23 protein-coding genes and 1 pseudogene are annotated in these 24,751 nt (G+C 70.6%); 17 read left to right on the top strand and 7 right to left on the bottom strand.

Annotation, left to right across the window (positions count from 1 at the left end; all coding sequences use genetic code 11):
* Positions 1 to 76: 76 nt before the first annotated feature.
* From ABD209_RS16890 to ABD209_RS16875, 4 genes are all read left to right on the top strand, one after another.
* The gene (locus tag ABD209_RS16890) at positions 77 to 343 is read left to right on the top strand and encodes a hypothetical protein (RefSeq protein ID WP_344068410.1); all 267 of its coding nucleotides are present in this window, start codon (positions 77 to 79) and stop codon (positions 341 to 343) included.
* A gap of 90 nt (positions 344 to 433) precedes the next feature.
* Positions 434 to 1,210 carry a methyltransferase domain-containing protein gene (locus ABD209_RS16885; protein WP_344068407.1) on the top strand — a complete coding sequence of 259 codons (777 nt, stop codon included), beginning with the start codon at positions 434 to 436 and terminating at the stop codon, positions 1,208 to 1,210.
* Positions 1,211 to 1,279: 69 nt separating this feature from the next.
* The gene (dinB, locus tag ABD209_RS16880; RefSeq protein WP_344068404.1) at positions 1,280 to 2,500 is read left to right on the top strand and encodes a DNA polymerase IV; all 1,221 of its coding nucleotides are present in this window, start codon (positions 1,280 to 1,282) and stop codon (positions 2,498 to 2,500) included.
* 156 nt (positions 2,501 to 2,656) lie between these two features.
* The gene (locus ABD209_RS16875) at positions 2,657 to 3,073 is read left to right on the top strand and encodes a DUF3040 domain-containing protein (protein WP_344068401.1); all 417 of its coding nucleotides are present in this window, start codon (positions 2,657 to 2,659) and stop codon (positions 3,071 to 3,073) included.
* 82 nt (positions 3,074 to 3,155) lie between these two features.
* Here the strand turns inward: ABD209_RS16875 and ABD209_RS16870 are convergent, their stop codons facing one another.
* Together ABD209_RS16870 and ABD209_RS16865 are read right to left on the bottom strand one after the other, a co-directional pair.
* Positions 3,156 to 3,671, bottom strand: a complete 516-nt coding sequence (locus ABD209_RS16870; protein WP_344068399.1) for a DUF456 domain-containing protein — start codon at positions 3,669 to 3,671, stop codon at positions 3,156 to 3,158.
* Complete coding sequence (locus ABD209_RS16865) at positions 3,668 to 3,880, bottom strand: DUF7455 domain-containing protein (protein ID WP_324387023.1); 213 nt, start codon at positions 3,878 to 3,880, stop codon at positions 3,668 to 3,670. The genes ABD209_RS16870 and ABD209_RS16865 overlap by 4 nt, the downstream gene beginning before the upstream one ends.
* Positions 3,881 to 4,094: 214 nt before the next feature.
* On the opposite strand from ABD209_RS16865, the gene ABD209_RS16860 reads away from it, so the two are divergent.
* The 3 genes and pseudogenes from ABD209_RS16860 to ABD209_RS16850 all read left to right on the top strand — a co-directional run.
* Positions 4,095 to 6,209, top strand: coding sequence for a DNA gyrase/topoisomerase IV subunit B (locus ABD209_RS16860; RefSeq protein ID WP_344068397.1), 2,115 nt, complete (start codon positions 4,095 to 4,097; stop codon positions 6,207 to 6,209).
* 121 nt (positions 6,210 to 6,330) lie between these two features.
* The gene (locus tag ABD209_RS16855) at positions 6,331 to 7,803 is read left to right on the top strand and encodes an APC family permease (protein WP_324387025.1); all 1,473 of its coding nucleotides are present in this window, start codon (positions 6,331 to 6,333) and stop codon (positions 7,801 to 7,803) included.
* A 9-nt stretch (positions 7,804 to 7,812) separates the two neighbouring features.
* Positions 7,813 to 7,957: pseudogene (locus ABD209_RS16850) on the top strand (thiamine pyrophosphate-binding protein); the annotation flags it as partial.
* A 51-nt stretch (positions 7,958 to 8,008) separates the two neighbouring features.
* On the opposite strand, the gene ABD209_RS16845 reads toward ABD209_RS16850, so the two are convergent.
* Genes ABD209_RS16845 through ABD209_RS16835 form a run of 3 tightly spaced genes read right to left on the bottom strand, consistent with a single transcriptional unit; the run spans position 8,009 to position 12,346 of the window.
* Complete coding sequence (locus ABD209_RS16845) at positions 8,009 to 9,025, bottom strand: LacI family DNA-binding transcriptional regulator (protein ID WP_344068394.1); 1,017 nt, start codon at positions 9,023 to 9,025, stop codon at positions 8,009 to 8,011.
* Positions 9,026 to 9,037: 12 nt separating this feature from the next.
* Positions 9,038 to 11,560 carry a DNA gyrase/topoisomerase IV subunit A gene (locus ABD209_RS16840; RefSeq protein WP_344068391.1) on the bottom strand — a complete coding sequence of 841 codons (2,523 nt, stop codon included), beginning with the start codon at positions 11,558 to 11,560 and terminating at the stop codon, positions 9,038 to 9,040.
* A 48-nt stretch (positions 11,561 to 11,608) separates the two neighbouring features.
* The gene (locus ABD209_RS16835; RefSeq protein WP_344068388.1) at positions 11,609 to 12,346 is read right to left on the bottom strand and encodes a nitroreductase family protein; all 738 of its coding nucleotides are present in this window, start codon (positions 12,344 to 12,346) and stop codon (positions 11,609 to 11,611) included.
* Positions 12,347 to 12,417: 71 nt separating this feature from the next.
* Here ABD209_RS16835 and ABD209_RS16830 point away from each other — a divergent pair, with 71 nt between their 5' ends.
* The 3 genes from ABD209_RS16830 (at position 12,418) to ABD209_RS16820 (ending at position 17,024) form a co-directional block, all read left to right on the top strand.
* On the top strand, positions 12,418 to 15,090 hold the full coding sequence (locus ABD209_RS16830) for a bifunctional acetate--CoA ligase family protein/GNAT family N-acetyltransferase (protein ID WP_344068385.1): 2,673 nt from the start codon (positions 12,418 to 12,420) through the stop codon (positions 15,088 to 15,090).
* Positions 15,091 to 15,178: 88 nt separating this feature from the next.
* Positions 15,179 to 15,775, top strand: coding sequence for a DUF5998 family protein (locus tag ABD209_RS16825; protein WP_344068382.1), 597 nt, complete (start codon positions 15,179 to 15,181; stop codon positions 15,773 to 15,775).
* 1 nt (position 15,776) lies between these two features.
* Positions 15,777 to 17,024 carry an alkaline phosphatase family protein gene (locus tag ABD209_RS16820; RefSeq protein WP_344068379.1) on the top strand — a complete coding sequence of 416 codons (1,248 nt, stop codon included), beginning with the start codon at positions 15,777 to 15,779 and terminating at the stop codon, positions 17,022 to 17,024.
* A 213-nt stretch (positions 17,025 to 17,237) separates the two neighbouring features.
* Here ABD209_RS16820 and ABD209_RS16815 read toward each other — a convergent pair whose 3' ends face one another.
* A complete protein-coding gene (locus tag ABD209_RS16815) occupies positions 17,238 to 17,906 on the bottom strand; it encodes a thymidine kinase (protein ID WP_344068376.1) in 669 nt (222 codons plus the stop codon).
* Positions 17,907 to 18,007: 101 nt separating this feature from the next.
* On the bottom strand, positions 18,008 to 19,669 hold the full coding sequence (gene sepH / locus ABD209_RS16810; protein ID WP_344068373.1) for a septation protein SepH: 1,662 nt from the start codon (positions 19,667 to 19,669) through the stop codon (positions 18,008 to 18,010).
* 123 nt (positions 19,670 to 19,792) lie between these two features.
* On the opposite strand from sepH, the gene ABD209_RS16805 reads away from it, so the two are divergent.
* The 7 genes from ABD209_RS16805 to ABD209_RS16775 all read left to right on the top strand — a co-directional run bounded on the left by ABD209_RS16805 (position 19,793) and on the right by ABD209_RS16775 (position 24,672).
* Positions 19,793 to 21,037, top strand: a complete 1,245-nt coding sequence (locus ABD209_RS16805; protein WP_344068369.1) for a ferrochelatase — start codon at positions 19,793 to 19,795, stop codon at positions 21,035 to 21,037.
* Positions 21,034 to 21,876 (top strand): inositol monophosphatase family protein, encoded by an 843-nt coding sequence (locus tag ABD209_RS16800; RefSeq protein ID WP_344068366.1) that lies wholly within the window; start codon positions 21,034 to 21,036, stop codon positions 21,874 to 21,876. Before ABD209_RS16805 ends, ABD209_RS16800 begins: the two co-directional genes overlap by 4 nt.
* 187 nt (positions 21,877 to 22,063) lie before the next feature.
* Positions 22,064 to 22,363, top strand: coding sequence for a DUF4193 domain-containing protein (locus ABD209_RS16795; RefSeq protein WP_344068364.1), 300 nt, complete (start codon positions 22,064 to 22,066; stop codon positions 22,361 to 22,363).
* Positions 22,347 to 22,883, top strand: a complete 537-nt coding sequence (dut, locus tag ABD209_RS16790) for a dUTP diphosphatase (RefSeq protein WP_344068361.1) — start codon at positions 22,347 to 22,349, stop codon at positions 22,881 to 22,883. The genes ABD209_RS16795 and dut overlap by 17 nt, the downstream gene beginning before the upstream one ends.
* Positions 22,880 to 23,611: a DUF3710 domain-containing protein gene (locus ABD209_RS16785; protein ID WP_344068355.1), complete on the top strand. Its 732-nt coding sequence runs from the start codon at positions 22,880 to 22,882 to the stop codon at positions 23,609 to 23,611. The genes dut and ABD209_RS16785 overlap by 4 nt, the downstream gene beginning before the upstream one ends.
* 3 nt (positions 23,612 to 23,614) lie before the next feature.
* Entirely contained in the window at positions 23,615 to 23,995 is a 381-nt protein-coding gene (locus ABD209_RS16780) for an OB-fold nucleic acid binding domain-containing protein (protein ID WP_344068352.1), read from the top strand.
* Positions 23,992 to 24,672: a DUF3159 domain-containing protein gene (locus ABD209_RS16775; protein ID WP_344068349.1), complete on the top strand. Its 681-nt coding sequence runs from the start codon at positions 23,992 to 23,994 to the stop codon at positions 24,670 to 24,672. Before ABD209_RS16780 ends, ABD209_RS16775 begins: the two co-directional genes overlap by 4 nt.
* Positions 24,673 to 24,751: the final 79 nt, after the last annotated feature.

The following is a 24,751-nucleotide window of genomic DNA, read 5'->3' as shown; positions in this document are numbered from 1 at the left end:
CCAGCCCCCACGTGCGTCGGGCGTGCCCCCGATCCGACCCTGGCCGGCCGCGCGCCGACTGGTCAGCCGCCACCCGATGGCGTATACCGGGTATCACGTGGCCATCCGATTCACGCTTATCCGACCCAGGGGGTTCCCCAGGCCCAGCCTCACCATCGACACCACCACCGGCGACGACCGGACGTATGACGATTCCGCCCTCACCGCCCGCTATGCCGCAGCCTTCGCGCCGGACGGGTCGATCGACATCGTCATCGACGTATTCGAGGGCCCGCGCCTCGTCGCCAGCCTGCCGGTGGCCCGCTATGGCCCGGACGAAGCAACCGGCTTCTCCCAGGACTGAATCGAGGCCATTCTCGGGGCCCCCGGGCGCGCCAAAGGTCCCCGGAGGCGCCGGCACCGGCTGTCGGCGGGGGCAAATAGACTCACCGGCATGACCGAACAGCCGCGCCGCCGACCCCGCTGGGGAGTGGAGACCGGGCTGCGCACGGCCGCCATCTGGGCCACCGTCTCCGAGCTCGTCGCCGAGCGCCAGCGCGAGCTCGGCCGGCCCCTGCGCGTCCTCGACCTCGGCGGCGGCACCGGCGGCCTCGCCGTCCCGCTGGCCCAGGCCGGCCAGGAGGTCATCGTCGTCGACCCCAGCCCCGACGCCCTCGCCGCCCTGCGGCGGCGCGCCGAGGATGCCGGCGTCGGCGACACCCTGCGCTCGACCCAGGGCGACGCCGACGACCTGCGCACCATCCTCAAGGCCCGCGTCGACCTGGTCTGCCTGCACGGCACCCTCGAGGTCGTCGACCACCCCAAGGCCACCCTGCGCCGGATCGCCGAGGTCGTCGTTCCCGGTGGCCACCTCTCGCTCGTCACCTCCCAGCGCCTGGCTGCTGTCCTGGCGCGGGCCCTGGCCGGCCAGTTCGCCCAGGCGCGCACCGCCCTCGACAGTCCCGACGGCCGTTACGGCACGGCCGACCCGCTGCCGCGCCGCTTCGACCAGAGCGAGATCGAGGCCCTGGTCACCCACGCCGGCTTCATCGTCCTGCGCAGCCACGGCATCCGGCTCTTCAGCGACCTGGTGCCCTCCATCTATCTCGACTCCGACTCCGAGCGGGCCGCCCTGATCGACCTCGAGACCGCGGTCGCCACCCACCCCGAGTTCGCCGTCCTCGGGCAGATCGGGTCGGCCCTGCACGTCGTCGCCCGCCGCCACAACTAGCGCCACACCCACCAGCGACCCTCGGCCCCAGCCCCCACGCCGCGCACCTCCGTCCCAAAGGCCCAGCCGATGTCCCGCCGCCAGTACCGACCCCCACCCCGGGCCGGCGCCGCGCCCCCGGACGACACCGGCTGCACGATCCTGCACGTCGACATGGACGCCTTCTTCGCCAACGCCTCCCTGCTCGCGCGGCCCGACCTGATCGGCACCCCGGTCGTCATCGGCGGCGCCGGCAACCGCGGCGTCGTCCTCTCCGCGACCTACGAGGCCCGCGCCTTCGGCGTGACCTCGGCGATGCCGATGGGCCGCGCCCGCCGCCTGTGCCCGCAGGCCACCGTCCTGCCCCCCGATCACGAGCTCTACAGCCGCATCTCCGATGCCGTCATGGCGACCTTCGAGAGCATCACCCCGTATGTCGAGCCGCTCAGTCTCGACGAAGCCTTCCTCGACGTCTCCGGCGCCGTCCGCCGCCTCGGCAGCCCCGCGACCATCGCTTCGCAGATCCGCGACACGGTCCACGACGAGCAGGGCGTCACCTGCTCGGTCGGGGTCGCCCCGACCAAGTTCGTCGCCAAACTCGCCTCGGGGGTCTGCAAACCCGACGGTCTGCTCGTCGTCCCGGTCGCCGAGGTCGTCACCTTCGTCCAGCAACTCCCGGTGGGCGCCCTCTGGGGAGTGGGGGAGAAGACCGAGGAGCATCTCGGCCGGCTCGGCCTGGTCACCGTCGCCGATATCGCCCACACGCCCGAAGCCACCCTGCGCCGCGCCCTCGGCGCGACCGGCAGCCACCTGCACAACCTGGCCTGGGGGCGCGATCCACGTCGCGTCGAGCCGGTGCACCGCGAGAAGAGCATCGGCGCCGACGAGACCTTCCCGGTCGACGTGGACGACCCGGCATACATCCGTCGGGAACTGCTTCGTTTGTCGCAGAAGACCGCCCGGCGGATGCGTTCGGCCGGCCTGGTCGGTCGCACCATCTCGATCAAGGTCCGCTTCGCCGACTTCACGACGATCACCCGGAGCAAGACGCTGCGCGACCCCACCGATGTCAGCCAGGAGGTCTACGCCACCGCCGTGAGCCTTTATGACGCGCTCGGCCTGCAACGCGCGCGGCTACGCCTGGTCGGGGTGCGCGTCGAAGGCCTGGTCAAGGCCGCGAACGCTCCGGTCCAGCCCACCCTCGACGAGCCCGAACACGGCTGGCGCGACGCCGACCGGGCGCTCGATCGGGCAGTCGCGAGATTCGGGCCGGGCAGTGTAGGACCTGCCAGTTTGCTGAGGAAGCGATGACACGCCCTTCCCCCCGGGAGTTTCCCGATTTATCCTGCCCCCTGGACGAGATTCCGAGGACTCGGCAACCTTTCTGATCGCTCTGCTCGTCATACTGGATATAAACGTCATCGTTCCGGCAGCACACCAGCCGGACACGCGCTGTTGGAGGCCGCTATGTCGCTGTCGGAGCGTGAGCAGCAGCTCCTCGACCAGATGGAGCAAGCGCTCTATGCCGAGGACCCACGGTTCGCGTCGCAGATGCAGTCGGTGGCGGCGCGACGCTCCCATACGCGGCATCTGATCGGCCTGGTCGGCGTGCTTGCTGGGCTCGGCCTGGTCCTTCTCGGCGTCAACACCACCTGGATCGTCGGTGCCGTCGGCTTCGTCGTCATGGTCGCCGCCTTGGCGTATGCCTTCGCTCCGCCCCGCAAGCAGCACGCCCCCTTCGGCGTGGTGCGCGACGACGGCTCGGTCGGCTCCGCTCGCCGCGCCGGCAAGGGGCACAAACCGGGTCGCGGCCGGAGGCCGCAGTCCGGCACCTTCATGGAGCGACTCGAGGACCGGTGGGATCGCCGCCGCGGCGGGTGGTGACCCGCGCGTCCTCGCAGGCCCAACGGCATACGGCCCCCGGAACAGTGCTCCGGGGGCCGCCGCGTGTCTCGAGCCGGTCGCGTCAGCGGGTGACGAGCACGCCGATCACCCAGGTGGTCAGGATGAGCAGCCCGGCCGACAACTCGATGCCGATGCTGTGCAGCACGCCGCGCAGGGCCGCCTTCGTCGAACGCCAGGCCGCATCCTTGTCCTGTGACTTGCTCAACTCGAGAAGGAAGATCGCGACCACGAAGCCGAGCGGCCCGCCGATGACCGGCACGACGAAGAATCCGATGATGCCCACGGCCACCCCGAGGAAGAGCGTCAGATTAGAAATGCCTGCCGCCTTCATCCGCTTGCCGGGGATGAGGAATTGCGCGACCAACCCGCACGCATAGATCGCGACGCATAGGCCGAAGACGACCCAGCCGGCCGTCGTCGAAAGGTCCAAAGCCCAGATGAGCACGCCGATGAGGGCCACGATCAGGCCGGGGATCACCGGGATGATGACCCCCAGCAGGCCGACAATGACGAGCAGCCCGGGGAGCACGATGCTCGCCGCGGGCTGCTCGGTCATACCGCGCAGGAGTGCGGTCATACCTGGGGGAGGGCGGCCGATTCGGTCAGGCGGTCGCTCTCGTCGTCGATCTCGGCAAGATCCCGCAGCGCGGGCAAGTGCTTGCGCGAGTGGTGGAGACAGAACAGGAGCTCGCCGCCGGCGTGCAGTCGCGCGCGGACGAACGCCTGAGCGCCGCACCGGTCACAACGATCCGCCGCCGTCAGGGCCGGAGCCAATGCCGCATTCACGTCGATTACCTTCTTCCTCACGCTCGAGCTCGATCGGCACGTGCTGGTCGTTCTAAGACGCCGGTTGACCCGGCGTGGGTTTGCAACAGTCAAACACGCCGGATGCTTCCCGGACGCACGACACCCCATTCGAGATGCAGTCGAGACCGGCCTCCCAGGGGTTGTCGGTGCCCCGGGTTACGGTGGGCGCGAGCAGTCGAGAGGAAGGACGCCCGTGCCCGGCGCGAGCCGCAACACCAGCTACACCGCCCACCATCTGCAGGTCCTCGAGGGGCTGGAGGCGGTGCGCAAGCGACCCGGCATGTATATCGGGTCGACCGACGGCCGCGGCCTGATGCACTGCCTCTGGGAGATCATCGACAACTCCGTCGATGAGGCCCTCGCCGGGGTTTGCGACACGATCACCGTCATCCTGCACGCCGACGGCTCGGTCGAGGTCGGCGACAACGGCCGCGGCGTGCCCGTCGACATCGAGCCGCGTACCGGGTTGACCGGCGTCGAGGTCGTCTACACCAAACTCCACGCCGGCGGGAAGTTCGGCGGCGGCTCCTACACCGCCTCCGGAGGCCTGCACGGTGTCGGCGCCTCGGTCGTCAACGCCCTCAGCGCGCGCCTCGACGTCGAGGTCGACCGCGGCGGCAAGACCCACGCAATGAGTTTTCGCCGTGGCGAGCCGGGCACCTTCACCGACGGCGGCGCGCCCAGCCCCGAGAGCGACTTCACCCCGTATGAGGACACGCCCACCTTACGGATCACCGGCAAGGTCGCGCGGGCCCGGACCGGGACGCGCGTGCGCTACTGGGCCGACCGGCAGATCTTCATCAAGGACGCCGAGTTCGACGACGAGGCGCTGCGAGCCCGGGCCCGGCAGACCTCCTTCCTCGTCCCCGGCCTGCGAATCGTCGTGCGCGACGAGCGCGGTTTGCCCGGGACGCTGGGGGCCGACGGGCCGCACGAGGAGGTCTTCCAGCACGACGGCGGCATCAGCGAGTTCGCCGACTACCTCTCCACCGATGAGCCCGTCACCGATATCTGGCGCCTGCAGGGCAGCGCCACCTTCACCGAGACCGTGCCCGTCCTCGATGCGAAGGGGCATATGACCCCGACCGAGGTCGAGCGCGAATGCGGGGTCGACATCGCGGTGCGCTGGGGGACCGGCTTCGACACCATGGTTGCCTCCTTCGTCAACATCATTGCCACGCCCAAGGGCGGCACCCACATCATGGGTTTCGAGCAGGCGTTGCTGAAGGTCTTCCGCCGCCAACTCGAGATCAACGCCCGCCGCCTGAAGGTCGGCACCGACAAGGTCGACAAGGACGATGTGCTTGCCGGGCTCACCGCGGTGGTCACCGTGCGGCTGGCCGAGCCGCAGTTCGAGGGCCAGACCAAGGAGGTCCTCGGCACCCCGGCCGTCCGAGCCATCGTCGCGCGTGTGGTCGAGCAGGAGTTGACCGAGCGCATCGAGCGGCCGGAGCGCGGCAAGAAGCAGCAGGCCGACCAACTGCTGGAGAAGGTCGTCTCCGAGATGAAGTCGCGCATCTCCGCGCGCCTGCACAAGGAGACCCAGCGCGCCAAGAACGCCCTGGAAAGCTCGACTCTGCCGGCCAAGCTCGCCGACTGCCGCAGCAATGACACCGAGCGCACGGAGTTGTTCATTGTCGAGGGCGACAGCGCGCTCGGCACCGCCAAGCTGGCCCGCTCCAGTGAGTTCCAGGCGCTGCTGCCGATCCGGGGCAAGATCCTCAATGTCCAGAAGGCCTCGGTCGCCGACACCTTGAAGAATGCCGAGTGCGCGGCGATCCTCCAGGTCGTCGGCGCCGGCTCCGGGCGCACCTTCGACGTCGATCAGGTGCGCTACGGCAAGATCATCATCATGACGGACGCCGACGTCGACGGCGCCCACATCCGCACCCTGCTCATCACCCTGTTCTTCCGTTATATGCGCCCGCTCGTCGAGGCGGGACGCCTGTATGCCGCGGTGCCGCCCCTGCACCGCATCGAGGTGGTCAACCCCGGCAGCAAGCCGAACGAGTTGATCTACACCTACTCCGAGGCCCAGATGCGCACCACGGTCGCGGGCTTGACCAAGCGCGGCCGGTCGATCAAGCAGCCCTTGCAGCGCTACAAGGGCCTGGGCGAGATGGATGCCGACCAGTTGGCCGAGACGACGATGGACCCGCTGCACCGGACTCTCCGGCGGGTCACCGCCGAGGATGCCCAACAGGCCGCTCTCACCTTCGAGTTGCTGATGGGCAATGACGTCGCACCCCGGCGCGATTTCATCGTGGCGGGCGCGGCCCGACTGGACCGGGAGCGCATCGACGCCTGAGCGGCCAGCGGGGGGCCACCGCACGGGCATACGGCTAATCCCCAACGGGCAGGTGTGACCTGGGACACTTTCGGGCAGGCGGCCCGGGGCTGGCTCGGGCCGGTGACGTCAGGAGGCCCTCATGAGCCAGGCCGCAGTGACCGAGCACCCGAGCGGCACGACACACACTGAGCTGAAGCGGGTGATGGGTCCGCGCCTGCTCCTGCTGTTCATCGTCGGCGACATCCTCGGCACCGGTGTGTATGCTCTGACCGGCCAGGTTGCCGGTGAGGTCGGGGGCGCCGCGTGGGCGCCCTTCCTCGCCGCCTTCGTCGTCGCGACGATCACCGCGTTCAGCTATCTGGAGTTGGTCACGAAGTATCCCCAAGCGGCCGGCGCGGCGCTCTATACGCACAAGGCATTTGGCCTGCACTTCGTCACCTTCATCATCGCCTTCACGGTCATGTGCTCCGGGATCACCTCGGCCTCCACAGCCTCGAATGCGTTCGCCGGCTTCCTGCGCGACGGCCTCGGAGCGGAGTGGAAGGCGGGCAGCACCCCGCTGCTCCTCGTCGCCCTGGCCTTCATGGCGCTCGTGGCCGCCGTCAACCTGCGCGGCGTCGGTGAGAGCGTCAAGGCCAATGTCGTGCTCACCCTCGTCGAACTGTCTGGCCTGCTGTTGGTGATCTTCATCGGTCTGTATGCCGTGACCCAGGGCAAGGCCGACTTCTCCCAGACCATGGTCTTCGAGAGCCCGAGCGACAAGAGCACCTTCTTCGCCATCACCGCGGCGACCTCGTTGGCCTTCTTCGCGATGGTTGGCTTCGAGGACTCGGTCAATATGGCCGAGGAGTGCCGGGACCCGATTCGCGACTTTCCGCGGATGATGCTCACCGGACTCGGCATCACCGGCGCGATCTATGTCCTGGTCTCGCTCACCGCGGTCGCGCTCGTGCCGGTCGGCACGTTGGCGGACCCCAATGAGGGGTCCGCGTTGACCCAGGTGGTCGCTGCGGGTGCGCCCAACTTCCCCTTCGACAAGGTCTTCCCCTTCATCGGCATGTTCGCCGTCGCCAACTCGGCGCTGATCAACATGCTGATGGCCTCGCGCCTGCTTTACGGCATGGCCAAACAGGAAGTCCTGCCGCCCGTGCTCGGGCGCGTGCACCGCACCCGTCAAACCCCGTGGGTGGCGATCCTGTTTACCACCGCCATCGCCTTCGGCCTGATTTACTACGTCGTCCGCGCCAATGGGTCCGCCTCGGGCAAGAACGCTGTCGGACTGTTGGGCGGCACGACGGCGCTGCTGCTGCTGTGCGTGTTCACGGTCGTCAATATCGCCCTGCTCGTGCTGCGCAAGGACAAGGTCGAGCACACACACTTCGTCGCGCCGACGATCCTGCCCTATCTCGGCGCGGTGACATGCTTCTTCCTCGCCGGCCCTTGGGCGCGCAGCGACGCCCAACAGGAGCAGTACAAAATCGCCGGCGGCCTGCTCGCCCTTGGTGTCATCCTCTGGGCCCTGACGTGGATGGCCAACCGGGCGATCTACGGCAAGCGCACGTTCCTGCGCGACCCCGAGGACCTCGACGTCGACATGGACACGAGGAACTGAGGCCTCCGCGGCCCGGCCAAGGGCGGCATCGACTGGGTCCACGTGCGCCACGAGGAGGCCGCCGCCTTCGCCGCCGCGGCCGAGGCCCAACGGACCTGGCCGGCTCGCCGTCTGCGCGGGCTCCTGCGGCCCCGGCAACCGGCACCTGATCGACGTTGCGATGGCCCGCAGCAATCTGCGCACTACCCCGCGCTGACGCCCGACGTCAGCCGGCTGCCTGCGGCGGGGCGGTCGTCTGCCGGGGGATCAGGTGGGTGGCCAGCTCGATACGGGTGGCCGGCGTGCGAGTGTCCCGGTTTCGCACGGCCGCCAGGAGCAACTGGGCTGCGGCGCGTCCCTGGGCCGGGACGTCCTGGTGCACCGTGCTCAAGCCCAGTGCCCCAGCAAAGGAGTGATCGTCGATGCCCATCACCGAGAGATCCTCGGGGACCCGCAGGCCCGTGCGAGCAGCGGCCCCCAGGACCCCGATCGCCATCTCGTCCGAGGCCGCGAGCACCGCGGTCGGGCGCCGGTCGCTGCGCAATAGTGGCTCGACCGCCTCCATCGCCCCGTCGGCGGTCCAGTCCGCAGCCAGCACCCAGCCCTCGCGCACCGGGACACCCGCGTGCACCAGCGTCTCGCGGAATGCCGCGACCCGCGCTGCGGGCGTCGTCATGTGCGCGATCGACCCGACGGGCGTGCCGACATACGCGATCTCGCGGTGCCCGAGCGAGAGCAGGTGCGTGACGGCGGTCCGGGCCGCGCGGTGATCGTCGATCAGCACGGTGGGGGAATCGCCGATCTGGGTGCCGACGCACACCATGGGCAGGTCGAGTTTGGCGAGCAAGGCCTCCTCGGCCGGTGTAACCGCGACATTGAGCCAGAGGATGCCGTCGACGCGCTTGGCGAAGAACTCCGGCCGGAAGCGCCCCGGCGCCCCCGGCCCGGCTTCGAGCGAGAAGAGCATGACGTGATAGCCGGTCTCGCGCAGGTTCTGCTCGATCGCCGTCACGATGGAGGCGAAGAACCAGCGACTCATCATCGGCGCGACCACGGCGATGACGTGGGTGCGTCCGGAGGCCAGTGACATCGCCGTCGGCGAGGCGACATAGCTCAGCTCGTCGGCGGCGGCCAAAACGCGGGCGCGGGTGCGCGGGTCGACCTTGGCGCTGCCGTGCAGCGTCCGCGACACGGTTGCTACGGACACGCCGGCCCGCTGCGCGACATCGGCGATCGTCACCATCGACGACCCCTCCTACTCCTCGGTGGCCTCGACATCGTCAGACTCTGCCGTATGCCCCCCGTCTGCGGCGAGGGCGGTGCCGGTCAGTTCGCGCGGCGGGCCGGCAATGCTGTCGATGATCGACGCGGCCGGTATGCCGGAGCCGTCCCGTTTCCCGGTCGCCGCGGGCAACTCGATGGCGACGCCGTTCGCGGCAGATGCCCGGGCCGGGAGAGCGCCGGCCCAGGCCAGCACCAGGACGTCCTCACCTTTGAGGAAGCGGTGCGCACGCACGCCACCCGTGCCCCGGCCCTTGGGCGGATACTCCGCATACGGGGCCACCTTCAGGGCGCCGGCCTGGGTGCCGGGCAATGCGTCGGACGTGCCGCTCGACGTGACGACGATCGCCTCCCCAGCGGAGGGGACGACACCGAAGAAGGCGACGCGATCCTTCGGCGCCAGCCGGATGCCGGCCATCCCGCTGGCGGCGCGCCCCTGCGGACGCACCGCTGTCGCCGGGAAACGCAAGAGTTGGGCCTGCGCGGTGATGAAGATCAGATCGTCGTCCGCGCTCAGCACCTCCGCGGCCCCCACCACGCTGTCGCCGGGACGCAGCGCGATGACCTCCCATTCGGTCCGGCCGACCGGGTAGTCCGGGCTGACCCGCTTGACGACGCCGGTGGCCGTGCCGAGGGCAAGCGTCGGTGCGTCCGGTCCGATCGTCGCGAGGGTGAGCACCCGCTCGTTCCGCGCCAACTCGACGAACGCCTTCAGGGGTGTCCCACCGGCGAGGTTCGGTGCGCCGCTGGTCAGTGGGAGGGTGGGCAGGTCCAGGGCGGGGAGACGCACCATACGGCCGGCGGTGGTGACGACCCCGACCTGGCCGCGCGCGGTGGTGCGCACCGCCCCGACGATCGCGTCATGCTTGGCGCGGCCCCCGGCGGCGGGGATCGGGTCGGCGCCTGCGGTGCGGGCCAGCAGGCCGGTCGAGGACAGCAACACCCAGCACGGGTCGTCGGCGACTTCCAGCGGCGTGGTGGCAGTGGCCGGGGTGCCGGCGGACTCGAGGAGCACCGTGCGGCGTGGCGTGCCGTGCGCCTTCGCGACATCGGCGAGTTCGCTCGACACCAGCTTGCGGAGCAGGGCGTCGTCGGCGAGGAGGGCTTCCAACTCGGCGATCTCGGCGCGCAGGGTGTCGCGCCGGTTCTCCAGCTCGATGCGGCTGAACTTGGTCAGCCGGCGCAGGCGCAGCTCGAGGATGTAGTCGGCCTGGACTTGGGTCAGGTCGAAGACCTGCCTCAAGCGGGTCCGCGCCATCTCGGTGTCGTCACTGCTGCGGATGATCTGGATGACCTCGTCGATGTCGACGATGGCAATCAGCAGGCCGTCGACCAGGTGCAGCTCGTCGACGCGCTTGCCGAGACGATAGGTCGTGCGCCGCCGGACGACGTCGATGCGGAAGTCGACGAATACTTGCAGCAGCTCCTTCAGGCCCAGGGTGCGCGGCTGGCCACCGACGAGGGCGACGTTATTGATCCCGAAGGAGTCCTCCATCGGGGTCAACTTGTAGAGCTGCTCCAGCACGGCATCGGGGTTGAAGCCGTTCTTGATCTCGATGACCAGCCGCAGGCCGTTCTTGCGGTCGGTGAGGTCTTTCAGGTCGCTGATGCCTTGCAGTTTCTTGGCCTGCACGAGCTCCTTGATCCGGGCGGTGACCTTCTCCGGCCCGACCTGATAGGGCAACTCGGTGACGACGATGCCCGTGCGGCGCGGCGTGATCTTCTCAATGCGCGTCGTGGCCCGCGTGCGGAAGACGCCGCGCCCGCTCAGATAGGCGTCCCGTATGCCGTCCAGCCCGACGATGCGTCCGCCCTCCGGCAGGTCGGGGCCGGGGACGAAGCGCATCAGGTCGGTCAGGGAGCAGTTCGGGTGGGCGATCAGGTGGCGCGCGGCCGCGATGACTTCGATGAGATTGTGCGGCGGCATCGAGGTGGCCATCCCGACGGCGATACCGGTCGTGCCGTTGACCAGCAGGTTGGGGTAGGCCGCGGGCAGAACGGCCGGCTGTAGGAGCTGGTCGTCGTAGTTGGGGACCTCGTCGACGGTCTCTTCGTCGAGCCCGGTGACCATGAGGAGGGCGGCGGGCGCTAAACGGGCCTCGGTGTAGCGCGAGGCGGCCGGACCGGCGTCGAGGGAGCCGAAGTTGCCGTGCCCGTCGACGAGCGGCAGCCGCATGGCGAAGGGCTGAGCCATCCGCACCAGGGCGTCGTAGATCGCCTGGTCGCCGTGCGGGTGGTATTTGCCCATGACGTCGCCGACGACCCGCGAGGACTTGACGTGGCCGCGATCGGGCCGCAAGCCCAGCTCGTGCATGCTGTAGAGAATGCGGCGTTGCACGGGCTTGAGCCCGTCGCGGGCATCGGGCAGCGCGCGGGAGTGGATGACCGAGACCGAGTATTCGAGGAAGGCGTTGCGCATCTCCTCGCTGACATCAATGTCGACGATCTGGCTGTCATCCGGGGGCGGATTCTCGCCGCCAGGGCGTGGGCCGGCCATACGTGCGGTATCTCCTTCGGCGGCGTGCGCCGGTCTTGATGGTGCCGGTCACCCGGGCTGGGCTGCCGGGCTGGGGCCTTCGTGTTCGGCATTCTCGCGGACCGACGCCGGTGCGTCGGGCGTGGGCGCGCCGAAGCGGCCCCAATGAACGTAGTCCTCGGGGCCGCGCCGGGGGCGGTGGCGCGCCGACCCGCCGACCCGGCGCTCCTCGTGGCCGAGGGCGACGACGCCGACGATGTCACGGTCGGCGGGGATGCCGAAGGCCTCCTTCACGGCTGTATGCCGCGCGCCCGGCACCCCGAAGAAGAGCGCGCCGAGCCCGTTGTCGGCGGCGCCGAGGAGAATGAGCAGCACCCCCATCGCGGTGTCGGTGAGCCAGTAGGGGATCGGCCAGTCCTGATCCGGGGGCGGCGTGGCGCCCTTGTCCGGCTCGGCATAGCGGAGGCGGTAGGTGCCCTCGTCGGCCAGCGCGAGGATCAGCACCGGCGCGGCACGCACGCCGGCCAGCCACGCGGCGCGGGTGCTCCCGGACGATGTCGCCGTGGCCGCGGGGGGCGCCGTGGCTGCAGGCGGCGGGATGGCTGAGGGCGGCGTGGCCGCCGCCCAGAAACGATCGCGATCGACGTCGGTGACCAGGGCGACATATGCCCATCCCTGGCTGAAGCCCGCGCTCGGTGCCCGGCCGGCGTCGGCGAGCAAACGGCATACGAGATCGGGGTCGACGGGCGCGTCGGCGCGAAAGCGGCGGGTCATCCGGCGCCGGCGTACGACCTGCGCGTAGTCCACGGGCGTCAGTGTGCCACCCGCTACCCGTGCGTGCTGCAGGCAGCAATCTGGCGTCTGTCAGGATGGGGGGCATGGACGGCGACGCTCTTCCTCCCGGCTATCCGCACGAGTGGGAGGCCGACGTCGTCCTGCGGGACGGCAGTGTCGGGCATGTGCGGCCGATCCTGCCGCAGGACGCCGACCGGGTGCGGCGTTTTCACGCCGGGCAGTCGGCCGAGTCGATCTATCTGCGCTTCTTCGCTCCGCTGAAAGAGTTGAGCGAGAAGGACATTCACCGATTCACCGAGGTCGATTATGTCGATCGGGTGGCACTCGTCGTGACCCACCGCGAGGAGATCATCGGCATCGGGCGTTATGACATGATCAGCCCCACGTCCGCCGAGGTGGCCTTCAACATCAGCGACCACTATCAGGGGCGGGGGATCGGGTCGGTGCTCCTGGAGCACCTGGCCGATATCGGCCGCGATGCCGGGCTGACCAGCTTCGAGGCCGAAGTGCTTCCGCAGAACCACCGGATGCTCGCCGTCTTCGCCGATGCCGGCTATGCGGTGTCGCGGCGTGTCGAGGATGGCGTGGTCGTCGTCCACTTCGACATCGAGCCGACGGAGAAGTCGGAGTCGGTGCGTCTGGCGCGGGAGCACCGTGCCGAATCACTGAGCATCTCCGGCCTGCTCGCGCCGCAGGTGCTCGCCGTGATCGGCGCGGGACGCACACCCGGCAGCGCCGGCCACGAGATCTTGCGTCACCTCCTCGACGGCGGCTTCACCGGCCAGTTGTATGCCGTGAACCCCACCGCCGAGGAAATCCTCGGCGTGGAGACGCACCCCCGGGTCGCGGCCATCCCTGCTCAGGTCAATGTCGCCGTGGTGGCGGTGCCGGCGGCATCGGTGCTGGAGGTCGTGGACGACTGCGCTCAGGCCGGCGTGCACGCCGTCGTCATCGTCTCGGCGGGGTTCGCCGAGAAGGGCAAGGAGGGGCAGCGGCTGGAGCGGCGGCTGCTGCGCCTGGCGCGCGACAGCGGCATGCGGATTGTCGGGCCGAACTCCTTCGGCATCATCAATACGGCGTTGTCGATGAACGCTTCCCTTGCGCCGCAACGGATTCCAGCCGGGCATTTCGGGTTGTTCGCCCAGTCCGGCCCGCTGGGCATCGCGGTCCTACAATCGGCCGGGCGCCGCGGGCTGGGTCTGTCGAGCTTTGCGTCCGCCGGCAACCGGCTCGATGTCTCGGGCAACGACTTGATGCAGTACTGGATCGACGACGACCAGACGCACGGCGTCGGGCTCTACCTGGAGTCGATGGGTAATCCCCGCAAGTTCTCGCGGATCGCGCGCCGTCTGGCGATGGCGAAGGCGGTCATTGTCGTGAAGTCGGGGGTCTCGCGCCATGGCGCACCCCCCGGGCATCGGGTCCGCGAGACCGAGGTCGACCCGGCGGCATTCACCGCGATGCTGCGCCAGGCGGGCGTCGTGCACGTTGACACCATCCACCAGATGTTTGACGCCGCCCAGGTGTTGATCTACCAGCCGGAGCCGCCGGGAGACCGGGTCGCGATCGTCGGCAACTCGGTGCAGCTGTCGGCCCTTACCGCGCAGGCGGCCGAGAGCGCCGGACTGCGGATCGCGCACGGCCCGTCGAGCGTCGATGCGGAGGCGCCGCTGGATCAATTCCGCAAAAAGCTGCAGAAAGCCTTCGCCGACCCCGGGGTGGACTCGGTCGTGGTGACCTTCACCCCGCCCCTGATCGGGCGCGAGGAGGAGGCCATCGCAATTATCGGCGAGGTGGCAGCTGGATCCGAAAAGACCTGTGTCGCAACGATGATCGGGACCCGCGGTATTGCTGACGGCCCGCCCCTGACCGTCGAGGTGCCGACCGACGACGGCCGCGCGCCGCGCAAGCTCCCGCTCTACACCACCCCCGAGGACGCGATCCGCGCGCTCGGCCATGCGACGCGGTATGCCGCGTGGCGGCGCAAGGAGAAGGGCGAGTTGCTCTCGCGCGCCGGCGTGGTCAAGGTCGGGGCTCAGGAGATCGTCGACGCCGCGCTGGCTGCCGAGCCGGGCGGTCTGATGCTGCCGCACGAGGAGGCGCGCAAGCTGCTCGCGACCTATGGCATCGACCTGTGGCCCCGCGTGCGGGTCACGAGTGCGGACGAGGCGGTCGCTGCCGCCGAGGAGGTCGGCTTCCCGGTGGTCGTGAAGTCGCTCTCGCCCATGGTGCGCGGCCAAGCGACACTCCAGGGCGTGCGGCTCGACCTGCCCAATGGGGATGCGGTCCGTGAGGCCTACGACTCGCTGGAGGACCGGCTTGCGGCCTACGACCGCGCGGCGTATGTCGTGCAGCGCATGGCGCACCCGGGCGTCTCCTGCGTCGTGGCCGGCACCGAGGACCACCTCTTCGGGCCGGTGGTGAGCTTTGCGATCGCCGGGCTGGCACACGACCTGCTCCATGACGTGGCCTACCGCATCCCGCCCCTGACCGATGTGGACGTGGACGAGTTGATCTCAGAAATCAAGGCGGCGCCGCTGCTCACCGGCTACAAGGGCGCGCCGCCGGTGGACCGCTTGGCGCTCGCCGATGTGGTCGGGCGGCTCTCGATGCTCTCCGACGACCTGCCCGAGCTGGCCTCGATCGTGCTCAACCCGGTGATCGCCCACCCTGCGGGGGTCGACGTCCTCGGTGCCGAGGTCGTGCTCGCGCCGCCGGCCAAGCGCAAGGACATCCGCCGGCGGGCCTTGACCTGACCGGTGGCGGATTCGACGGGCGATGCCCCGTCGCGTCCGCCGAGCGGAGCTCGCCGAGGCTGTCGGTGGCCTTTGGCATGATGACCGTATGTCGCCACGTAGGGGTTTGCCCGCCTTTCCGGCTCTGCCGCAGGGCCTGACCGTCGCCATCGAGCAGGCCGGCTATTATCCGGCGCTGGTCGCCGATGTCGTCGGTGCCGCGCTCGCCGGGGAGCCGGTCGTCTCCTTCCTCGTCCACCAGGAAACGACCTTCGACGCCGACGCCGTGCGCCGGCACGTCACCGTGCTCGTGCTCACCGAGACGCGCCTGGTCATCGGTCATGCCGACGATCACTCCGACGATCCCCACGGCATGGAAGACGTGGCGACCGCCACCACCGAGTCGGTGCCCCTGCGATTCGTGCGTGGGGTGATGCTCACCCACGTAGTCGCCGACCCCCGCAACTATGTCCCCGGCTCGCTGGGGCGGGAGATGACCTTGACGGTCGGGTGGGGCACGGTCAGCCGGGTCGACCTGCTGCCGGCGACCTGCGGAGACCCCGCCTGCGACGCCGACCACGGACTGGAGGGCACGATCGCCTCCGATGACCTGGTCTTGCGGCTGTCCGCGGACGCCGACGGGGACGGCGTCCTGACGCAGGGGATGGCCTTCGCCCACGCCCTGTCGGCGCGGATCGGGCGCTGAGGTGGCCCGGCCGCCGGGCTTCCATCCGCCGAGCTATACGCACACCAGCCTGCCGCAGGTGCTGCCGGCGCTCGCGGCGTCGATCGGAGTTGACCTGGGCGGCGATATGGTCGGTGCGGGCGGTGGGCCGGGTGCGGGCGGTGGGCCGGGTGCGGGCGGTGGGCCGGGTGCGGGCGGTGGGCCGGGCGCTGGGAGTGAGGCAACGGCATACGGGCTGGGGGTGCGGAGCGCGCGGCGCGCGGTGGTGGTGCTGCTCGACGGCCTGGGTCTGGAGTTGCTGCGGCGGCGCGCCGGGCACGCGCCGTTCCTGCGCTCCCTTCTGCCGGGGTCACCCGATCTGACGTGCGGTTTCCCGTCGACGACGGCGACCTCGCTCGCGTCCTTCGGCACCGGCACGCCGCCCGGTGAGCACGGGCTGGTCGGCTACCAGGCGCGGATTCCCGGCACCGAGGTGATCTTCGATCACTTGTCATGGGAGAACGGCCCGGACCCGCGGGCGTGGCAGCCGGACGCGACGATCTTCGAGCGCGTGGCGGCCGACGGGGTGGCGGTGACCCGGATCGGGTTGCCCTATTTCGCCGGGTCCGGGCTGACCGTCGCCTCTCAGCGCGGTGGGCGCTTCGTCGGTGCCCGAAGCCTGTCGGAGGGCGTCAAGGCGGCAGTGCGGGCGGCGCGAGCCGACAAGCGGGCTCTGGTCTTCCTCTACTGGGGCGACATCGACAAGTTTGGTCACGTGCACGGCTGCGACTCCCCGGAGTGGACCGCGGCGCTTGAGGAGGCCGACACCCAGTTGCGCCGGCTCGCCGAACAGTTGCCGGCCGACGCGAGCCTGACGGTCACGGCGGATCACGGCATGGTCGACATCCCCTTCGCCGACCGGATCGACCTGGCGCGGGATGCCGAGTTGGACGACGGGGTCGTGGCCATCACCAATGAGCCGCGGGCGCCCCACGTCTACACGTTGCCGGGTGCGGCGACCGATGTCGCGGCCCGCTGGTCCGGGCGTTTCGGCGACCGCGCGCTGATCCTGACCCGCGAACAGGCCATCGACGAGGGCTGGTTCGGGCCGGTCGCGGCGCGCAATGCGGCGCGGATCGGGGACGTGGTCGCAGCCTTCGGTCCGGGGCTCGCCGTCGAGGACTCACGCACCTCCAAACCCATCCTGCTCTCGCTGCTCGGCATGCACGGGTCATTGACGTCGGCAGAGACCTCGGTCCCGCTGCTGCATCACGCGGCTTTGGCTGGCTGATCGCCCAGTCCCTGCTGCTCGGCGGCCTTTCCGCGTGAGGGGACCGCTTGACATCGACGGCCCGGGTCATGATCGAGGTATGTGAAGCGGTAGACGATTCTAACCGTCGACCGCTGCACATCCCGTCACCGTCTGCACACAGCGTCGATCGCGGCGCATCCCAGCTGCACCGGGGGTTAGGGGATCAGGCTGTACTCCTGCGCGGGGCCGGCATCAGGGCAGCGGGCAGGCGTCGAGCTCGAGGGGTAGGACGTCCGCCGACAAGGCGGCCGCATGCGCGGCGCGGGAGTTCATCCGTCGCATGTAATGGCGGCGGCAGAGCACTTCGTACTCGACGACACCAGGAGCGGCGGCCTCGGTGTCGCCGACCACCACCTGTTCGCCCTCGACGACCATCACGCCGTCGACGACGCGCGCGTTGTGGGTGGCGCGGCGCCCGCACCAGCACAGGGCCTCGACCTGGAGCACCTGGACCTTGTCGGCCAGCTCGATCAGGCGCCGCGAACCGGGGAAGAGCTGGGTGCGAAAGTCGCTGGTGATCCCAAAGGCGAAGACATCGACGTCCATCTCATCGACCAGCCGGGCGAGTTGCTCGACCTGCGCGGGTGAGTAGAACTGGGCCTCGTCACAGATCACATAGTCGACGCGGTGCCCGCCGGTGCGGCGTTCGACGACGACATCCCAGAGGTCCAGGCCGTCGCTGACCTCGACGGCCGGCGTCGAGAGCCCCAGGCGCGAGGAGAGGACCGACTGACCGGCCCGGTCGAAGCGGGTGAAGATGAGCCCCGCCCGGCCCCGTGCGCGGTGGTTGTGATCCATCTGCAGGGCGAGGGTCGACTTCCCGCAATCCATCGTCCCGGAGAAGAACACCAGCTCGGCCACGATCGGCAACCCTATGTGCACATCGAGAGTCGGAAACACGCCGTATGCCGTTCCGTGCGCCCGGCGTGTCACCGACTGTCGACTTCGGGGCGCCGCGTGATTCAGTCTTGGGCGTCCTTGGCAGGTCCGAACATCACGTCGTTCCAGTTGGGCACGCCCACCCTGCCCTTGCGCCGGCCGCTCGGGGGCGGCGGGGCTGGCTTCGGCGGTGCGGGTTTGGGCGCCTCGGGCGGTGTCGGTGCCTCGAGCTGTGACGACGCGGAGTTCGCGTCAGAGGCCTGGGCCGGCGGCGATGCGGCCTCGGCCCGTGGCGATGCCGCGTCGGCCGGCGGCGATGCCGCGTCGGCCGGTGATGTCGCAGCAGCGGCCGGCTCCGGGGCAGGCACCTCCTTCGCCTCGCGCGCCAGGTCCAACGGGTGGGTGCCGCGCGCGGGCGGCGGAATCTCGTCACTGTCCGGGAAGTCGACCACCTCGGTGGCGTCGGAGGTCTCGGTCGCGGCAGTCGCCGCGACGGACGCGGCTGGGTCGGCACCCCCGTCGTCGCCGGCGGCGGCAACCGGCTCAGGCCTGGCCGATCCCGCGGCGCCTTCTCCTGCCTTCGGCCCAGCCGAGTCGGTTCCGGCCGATCCCGCGGCACCCTCGCCTGCACCCGGGACGGGCGCGTCGGCTTGGGCCGATCCCGCGGCGCCTTCTCCTGCGGGCGGCCCAGCCGAGTCGGTTCCGGCGGCTCCGGATTCGGCCGTCACCGCACCGTCGGCCGCGACCTCACCCGCCGCCGCGACCTTTCCGGCCGCATCCGCCAGAGCCGCACCCTCGACATCCCGGGCTGGCTTCGGCTCAGGCACCGGCCCGGGATCGACCTCGAGTTCGGCGAACGTCAGCTCATCCGCGCCGGTCAACGGGCCGGCCGGCGAGCCGTCCGGCCCCTCCTGACCGGCGCCCACCACCTCGGCGCCCAACACCTCGGCGTCCAGGGCCGGCCCTGGGCTCGGCCTGCGCCGGCGCCCGCGCCGCTCGCCGGCATGGCTGTGCGCGCGGATCGCCGTCATCAGGGCATCGGTCCGGTCCAACTGCGCCGCCTCGACGGTGCTCACCAGCGGCTCGGCAATCTCACCCGGCTCGGTCAGGCCGCCGTCGACCTCGACGTCGAAGACGCGCTCGCCGGTCAGGCGGTGGGGTTGCGGCTTGGCCGTCGGGTCGTCATCGCCGGCGAGCCATCGGGCTTCGTCGTCCACGGGGCGCACGGCACCAGTAGCCGCGTCGAAGGACCAGGCTGCGCGCCGCTGACGGCCCCCGGCCACGAAGTCGCAGAACACCTGCCACGCACCGGAGGCACCGCGGCCGGCGTCCCAGATCGCCGATCCGGGTTCGACCCCACGCACGGCCAACCTTCGGTCCACGCGCGCCTCCAGGCGCTCCGACTCGACCCCGTCGGCCGATCGCAGGCGGGTGCGGGCGGCCATACCGGCAATGTGCGCGCGTTCGGCGAGCACAGGTGCGGCGAAGACTTCGACCTTGGACAACGCCCACCCCGACCGGTCCGCCGCCTCGACCGCGCTCACACCAGAGCGGATCAGCGCCTGGATGTCGCGCGCGGACATCGGCTCGATCGCCGCGACGGCAGGCCCGGCCGTGGCCGCCCGGTGGCGCGCGGCCACCCGCAACTCGTCGTTGATCGCGACGCGATAGCGCGTGCCATCGGGCGCGGCCAGCAAGATATGCCGGCCGTCCTGATGCACGCCGACAAGGCGCAGTTCCTGCATGGCGGGGGCCTCCCCGGACGTGGGCCGCCGGGGCGGCCGCTCTCAGCACATGACCGGCACGATGCTGCCATGCCGGGGGTGTCCGCCGCCGTCAGGCCACGCCGCCGCTTGTAGCGTTGTCCCGTGCCAGCCGCACCCCTCGCCCCGTATGACGCCCTCGTCCTGCTCTCCTTCGGCGGCCCCGAGGGCATGCCCGAGGTCATGCCCTTCCTGCGCCGCGTCACCGCCGGGCGCGGTATCCCCGAAGAGCGGCTCGCCGAGGTCGCCGAGCACTACGCCCGCTTCGGCGGCGTTAGCCCGATCAACGCCCAGAACCGCGCACTCGTCGCAGCCCTCGACGCCGAACTCGCCCGCCGCGGGATCGCGATCCCCGTCCACCTCGCGAACCGCAACAGCCCGCCGTATGTCCGCGACGTCCTCGCCGGCCTCGCCCCCGCGCGGCTGCTGACCATCCTCACCAGCCCCTACCAGTCCTATTCCTCATGCCGCCAATACCGCGAGGATCTCGGGGTCGCCGCCGAGGGCCTCGACATCACGGTCGACAAATTGCCGCCGTATGCCGCCCACCCCCCCTTCGTCGAGGCCGTCACCGCCGCGGTGCTCGCGTCCGTCCGGGACGCCCTGGCCGCCCGCGACGACACCGGCGCGTCCGCTACCAGCCCTGGTACCACCGACGCCGCCGCTGCTCACTCCACCGACGCCGCCGCTGCCCACCCCACCGACGGCACCGCCGCCCACCCCACCGACGGTGCCCACCCGCGTCAGGATCTCGCGCTGATCTGCGTCGCCCACTCGATCCCCGAAGCCGCCGACGCCGCCGCTGGCCGGCCCGAGACCGGCGGCCATGCCTATGCGCGCGGCCTCGCGGCCATGGCCGAGACCGTCACGGCCGCCGTCAACACCGAGTTCGGCCTCGACCTGACCCCGGATCTGGCCTGGTGCAGCCGCTCCGGGGCGCCCCACATCCCGTGGCTGGAGCCCGACATCCTCGACCGGCTCGACGCCGTCGCCGGAGCCGGGGCACGCACCGTCGTGGTCGCTCCGATCGGTTTTGTCTCCGACCACCTCGAAGTCGTCTACGACCTCGACACCGAGGCCCGCGAGCATGCCCTCGGCCTCGGCCTGGACTTCCACCGCGCCGCCACGGTCGGCACCGACCCGGCATTCGTCGCCGGCCTGGTCGACCTCGCGCTCGCCCGCGCCACGGCCGCCCGCCACGCCACGGACGAGGCCCAGCCGGACGGCACCGCCATCGCCCGAGACCTGAACGTGCTGGCCGCCCTGCCGCCCGCCGACTGTCCGCCCGACTGCTGCCGCAGCCAGCGACCCGTCAAGCCGACCCGGTGCGGTCGAGAGGATCCCCGATGACCACCAGCCCGTACGCCCCGACTCCCGAGCTCCCGGCCCCAGACGCGCTGGCCCGGATCGCGCTCGAAGCGGCCACCGACGCCGCCCTGCTCATCCTCGATCGTTCCCGGTCCGGGGTGGCGGCGACGAAGTCCTCGGCTACCGATGTCGTCACCGACATGGACCGCCAAGCCCAGGAACTGCTCGCCCAGACCCTGCACGCGGCCCGGCCCGAGGACGCCTTCTTCGGCGAGGAGGGCGGCAGTGCAGCGGGCAGCAGCCCCATCACATGGGTCGTCGACCCGATCGACGGCACGGTCAACTACGTCTACGACATCCCGGCGTATGCCGTTTCCGTCGCCGCTGTCACCGGCGACGTGCACACCCCCGGCGCCTGGCGCCCGGTCGCCGGGGCCGTGGTCAACCCCGTCTCGGGGGAGCGGTTCTGGGGCGCGACCGGGACGGGCGCGTGGCGGCAACGCGGCCGGCATACGGCGATGCGGATGCGGGTCTCGACCCAGGCCGATCTCGGTCTCAGCCTGATCGGCACCGGCTTCGGCTATGACGCCGAGCAACGTGCCCGGCAGGCGGGCGCCTTGACCGCGATCCTGCCGAGGGTGCGCGATATCCGGCGCTTCGGCAGCGCCGCGCTCGATCTGTGCCATGTCGCCGACGGCACCCTCGACGGCCACTACGAGGAGGGACTCAATCCCTGGGACATGGCGGCCGGCTGGCTGCTCGTCACCGAGGCCGGCGGCCGGGTCGAGAACCGCGACGGCGGCGACCCCGAAAAGGCGATGACCATCGCCGGCGGCGCCTGCTTCTCCCACCTCGCCGAGCTCGTCCGCACGGCGCCCTGAGCCGTGGCCGGCCGGCCGGGCAACCCGTGAGCAAGTTTCGTCAATTCACGTGACTTTCCCCGCTGGATGGGGAACAATGCGCGCCGCGGGATCAAATCGAGAACCAAAATCGTTACCCAGCCGCGCACAGCCGACCACCCTCACCGTGCTCGCTGCGCGGCATACCACTGCTTAGGGAAGGACTGTGATGGCAACCGATTACGACGCTCCACGCAAGACCGACGACGAACTCACCGAGGATTCGATCGAGGAGTTGAAGTCCCGTCGCGTCGACAAGAGCACCTCCAGTGTCGACGTGGATGAGACCGAGCAGGCGGAAGGCTTCGAACTGCCCGGCGCCGACCTGTCCGGCGAGGAACTCTCGGTGCGGGTCATCCCGCGCCAGGCCGACGAGTTCACCTGCTCGCGCTGCTTCCTGGTGCACCACCGCAGCCAGCTCGCGTCCGACAAGGGCGGGGTCCTGGTCTGCAATGAGTGCGCAGCCTGACGCGCCGCTGACGGCGGACGGGCGCCTTCGGGTGCTCGTCCGCCGTCTTCGTCCGGACGCCCACCTGCCCGCGTATGCCCGCCCGGGCGACGCCGGCGCCGACCTCGCGAGCGTCGTCGAGGTCACCCTGGCACCGGGGGAGCGGGGCCTGATCGCGACGGGGGTCGCGATCGCCGTACCCGCCGGCTGGGTCGGGCTGGTCCATCCCCGCTCGGGGCTGGCCGCGCGCCACGGCATCACCGTCGTCAACGCCCCGGGCACCATCGACTCCGGCTATCGCGGGGAGATCCTCGTCAACCTGGTCAATCTCGACCCGTCCGAAAGCTTCACCATCCGGCCCGGCGACCGGATCGCCCAGCTGCTCCTGCAGCAGGTCGCCGAGGCCACCTTCGACGAGGTCGATTCGCTTCCGGAGACGACTCGGGGGGAGACTGGACACGGATCCACCGGAGGCTTCGCCGGGATCCACGACCGCGCCCCAGGGGCGCCCGCAGAACTATCGCCGAGAAGGACATCGTGAGCATTTTCCGCCGCCGCGCCAGCCAGACCTCCGCGGAGCCGGTTGAGCCGGTCGACGACGTCGTCGATGACCTCCTCGACGACGTCGTCGAGGAGGAGGCGCAGGACGCGGTGGCTAACCGCTCTCAGGGCCCGTGGGATGCCGCCGAAGTCGACGGTCTCGGCGATCGCCTCGACCTCGGCGCCGTCTGGCTCGCCCCGGTTCCCGGTGCCGAGATCCGCCTCGAGATCGACCAGAGCACCGACACGATCAACGGCCTGCAGATCGTCATCGGCGAGTCGGCCGCCCAGGTGCAGGCCTTCGCCGCCCCCCGCTCGGGCGGCGTCTGGCGCGATGTGCGCCGGGAAATCTCGGGAGCGATCTCCGGTGCGGGTGGCACCGTCGATGAAGTCGACGGCGATTTCGCCCGCGAACTCCGTGTCCGTATGCCGCAGCTCGCTCCCGACGGCCGGCAGGTCTTCGCGCCCGCCCGCTTCATCGGGGTGGACGGGCCACGGTGGTTCCTGCGCGCGGTCTTGTCCGGTCAGGCCGCCATCGACGACGCGGCTGCCGCTCCGCTGGTCGAAGCCCTGCGCTCGCTCGTCGTCGTGCGCGGCGCTGCCCCGATGGCTCCCCGGGAGATGCTGCCGCTGCGCCTGCCTGAGCAGCCCGCGCCCGCGCCGGCCGAGCAGCAGCCGGAAAGCTTCGACCCCTTCGAGCGTGGGCCCGAGATCACCGAGGTGCGCTGAGCGATGTCGGGGACGTTCCGGCGCCTCACCGAACGCCTGACACGCACGGCCGGCGATCGCGACGCCGCCGAGCTTCGGGAACACGCGCGCTCGACCGGAGCCACCGTCATCGGCGAGCTGGCCGACCGGCAGCTCGCCACCGTCACCGGCATCGTCCGGGCGGTCACCCTGCGCCCGCGCACCCGGGCGCCCGCGCTCGTCGTCGAACTGTATGACGGCACCCAGAGCCTGACCTTGGTGTGGCTCGGCCGCCGCCGCATCAGCGGTATCGAACCAGGTGCCCGCCTGCGCGTGACCGGTCGCGTGTGCCACCCGGACGGGGTCGCGACGATCTTCAACGCGGCATACGAGCTCCTTCCACGCGCCGCAGGAGGAACCGCATGACCGGGTCCGACGAGAAACTATTCGACGAGGAGCGCGCGGCGACCGTCGAGGAGATCATCCGCCACCGGCTCTCGGCCGCCCTCGGCGGCTGGCGTGGCTCGGTCGAGACCGCGCTGCCGACCATCGCCTTCGTGGTGGCCTGGACGATCACCCAGAATGTGCGCCAGAGCGTCGGCTCCGCGATGGTGGTCGCCCTCCTGCTCGCGATGGCACGCGTGGCGCAACGGCAGAGCCTGCAATACGTCTTCTCCGCCGTCGTCGCCACCGCGATCGCCGCCTTCTTCGCCCTGCGAAGCGGCCGCGCGCAGGACGCCTTCCTGCCCGGCATCCTCGTCAACGGCGCGTATGCCGTGGCCACCTTCGCCTCGGTCCTCGCCAAATGGCCCTTCCTCGGCTTCCTCGTCGGCGCCGGCGACCCGGACGCCAAGACCGACCCGCTGCGCTGGCGCCGCGACCCGAGCATGGTCGCCGTCTGCGGCCGCCTCACCCTGGTGATGACCGCGATGTTCCTGCTGCGGGTGCTGATCATGTATCCGCTCTATCTCGCCGGCAATGTGGCCGCCCTCGGCACCGCGAAAATCGTCCTCGGCTGGCCCTTGTGGGCCGGCGCGGTCGCCGTCATGGGCGCGATGCTCGTCCGCGGCGAGACCCCCCACGGGGGGGCTCCGCCCCCCTGACCCCCGGTAATGCATGGACCTCGCTGCGCTCGGACGGCCTCGACTGTCACCGGTCAGGCTCGCTGCGCTCGCGACCGGT

The organism is Nostocoides vanveenii (genome assembly GCF_039531165.1).
GTDB lineage: Bacteria > Actinomycetota > Actinomycetes > Actinomycetales > Dermatophilaceae > Nostocoides_A > Nostocoides_A vanveenii.
This window is presented reverse-complemented; position numbering and strand designations above follow the sequence as displayed.

What these genes read in the sequence shown, in the direction of transcription:
- ABD209_RS16890 (WP_344068410.1), top strand. Translation starts at nt 77, where the DNA reads ATGGCGTATACCGGGTATCACGTGGCCATCCGATTCACGCTTATCCGA.
- ABD209_RS16885 (WP_344068407.1), top strand. Translation starts at nt 434, where the DNA reads ATGACCGAACAGCCGCGCCGCCGACCCCGCTGGGGAGTGGAGACCGGG.
- dinB (WP_344068404.1), top strand. Translation starts at nt 1,280, where the DNA reads ATGTCCCGCCGCCAGTACCGACCCCCACCCCGGGCCGGCGCCGCGCCC.
- ABD209_RS16875 (WP_344068401.1), top strand. Translation starts at nt 2,657, where the DNA reads ATGTCGCTGTCGGAGCGTGAGCAGCAGCTCCTCGACCAGATGGAGCAA.
- ABD209_RS16870 (WP_344068399.1), bottom strand. Translation starts at nt 3,671, where the DNA reads ATGACCGCACTCCTGCGCGGTATGACCGAGCAGCCCGCGGCGAGCATC.
- ABD209_RS16855 (WP_324387025.1), top strand. Translation starts at nt 6,331, where the DNA reads ATGAGCCAGGCCGCAGTGACCGAGCACCCGAGCGGCACGACACACACT.
- ABD209_RS16845 (WP_344068394.1), bottom strand. Translation starts at nt 9,025, where the DNA reads ATGGTGACGATCGCCGATGTCGCGCAGCGGGCCGGCGTGTCCGTAGCA.
- ABD209_RS16840 (WP_344068391.1), bottom strand. Translation starts at nt 11,560, where the DNA reads ATGGCCGGCCCACGCCCTGGCGGCGAGAATCCGCCCCCGGATGACAGC.
- ABD209_RS16830 (WP_344068385.1), top strand. Translation starts at nt 12,418, where the DNA reads ATGGACGGCGACGCTCTTCCTCCCGGCTATCCGCACGAGTGGGAGGCC.
- ABD209_RS16825 (WP_344068382.1), top strand. Translation starts at nt 15,179, where the DNA reads ATGTCGCCACGTAGGGGTTTGCCCGCCTTTCCGGCTCTGCCGCAGGGC.
- sepH (WP_344068373.1), bottom strand. Translation starts at nt 19,669, where the DNA reads ATGCAGGAACTGCGCCTTGTCGGCGTGCATCAGGACGGCCGGCATATC.
- ABD209_RS16800 (WP_344068366.1), top strand. Translation starts at nt 21,034, where the DNA reads ATGACCACCAGCCCGTACGCCCCGACTCCCGAGCTCCCGGCCCCAGAC.
- ABD209_RS16795 (WP_344068364.1), top strand. Translation starts at nt 22,064, where the DNA reads ATGGCAACCGATTACGACGCTCCACGCAAGACCGACGACGAACTCACC.
- dut (WP_344068361.1), top strand. Translation starts at nt 22,347, where the DNA reads ATGAGTGCGCAGCCTGACGCGCCGCTGACGGCGGACGGGCGCCTTCGG.
- ABD209_RS16780 (WP_344068352.1), top strand. Translation starts at nt 23,615, where the DNA reads ATGTCGGGGACGTTCCGGCGCCTCACCGAACGCCTGACACGCACGGCC.
- ABD209_RS16775 (WP_344068349.1), top strand. Translation starts at nt 23,992, where the DNA reads ATGACCGGGTCCGACGAGAAACTATTCGACGAGGAGCGCGCGGCGACC.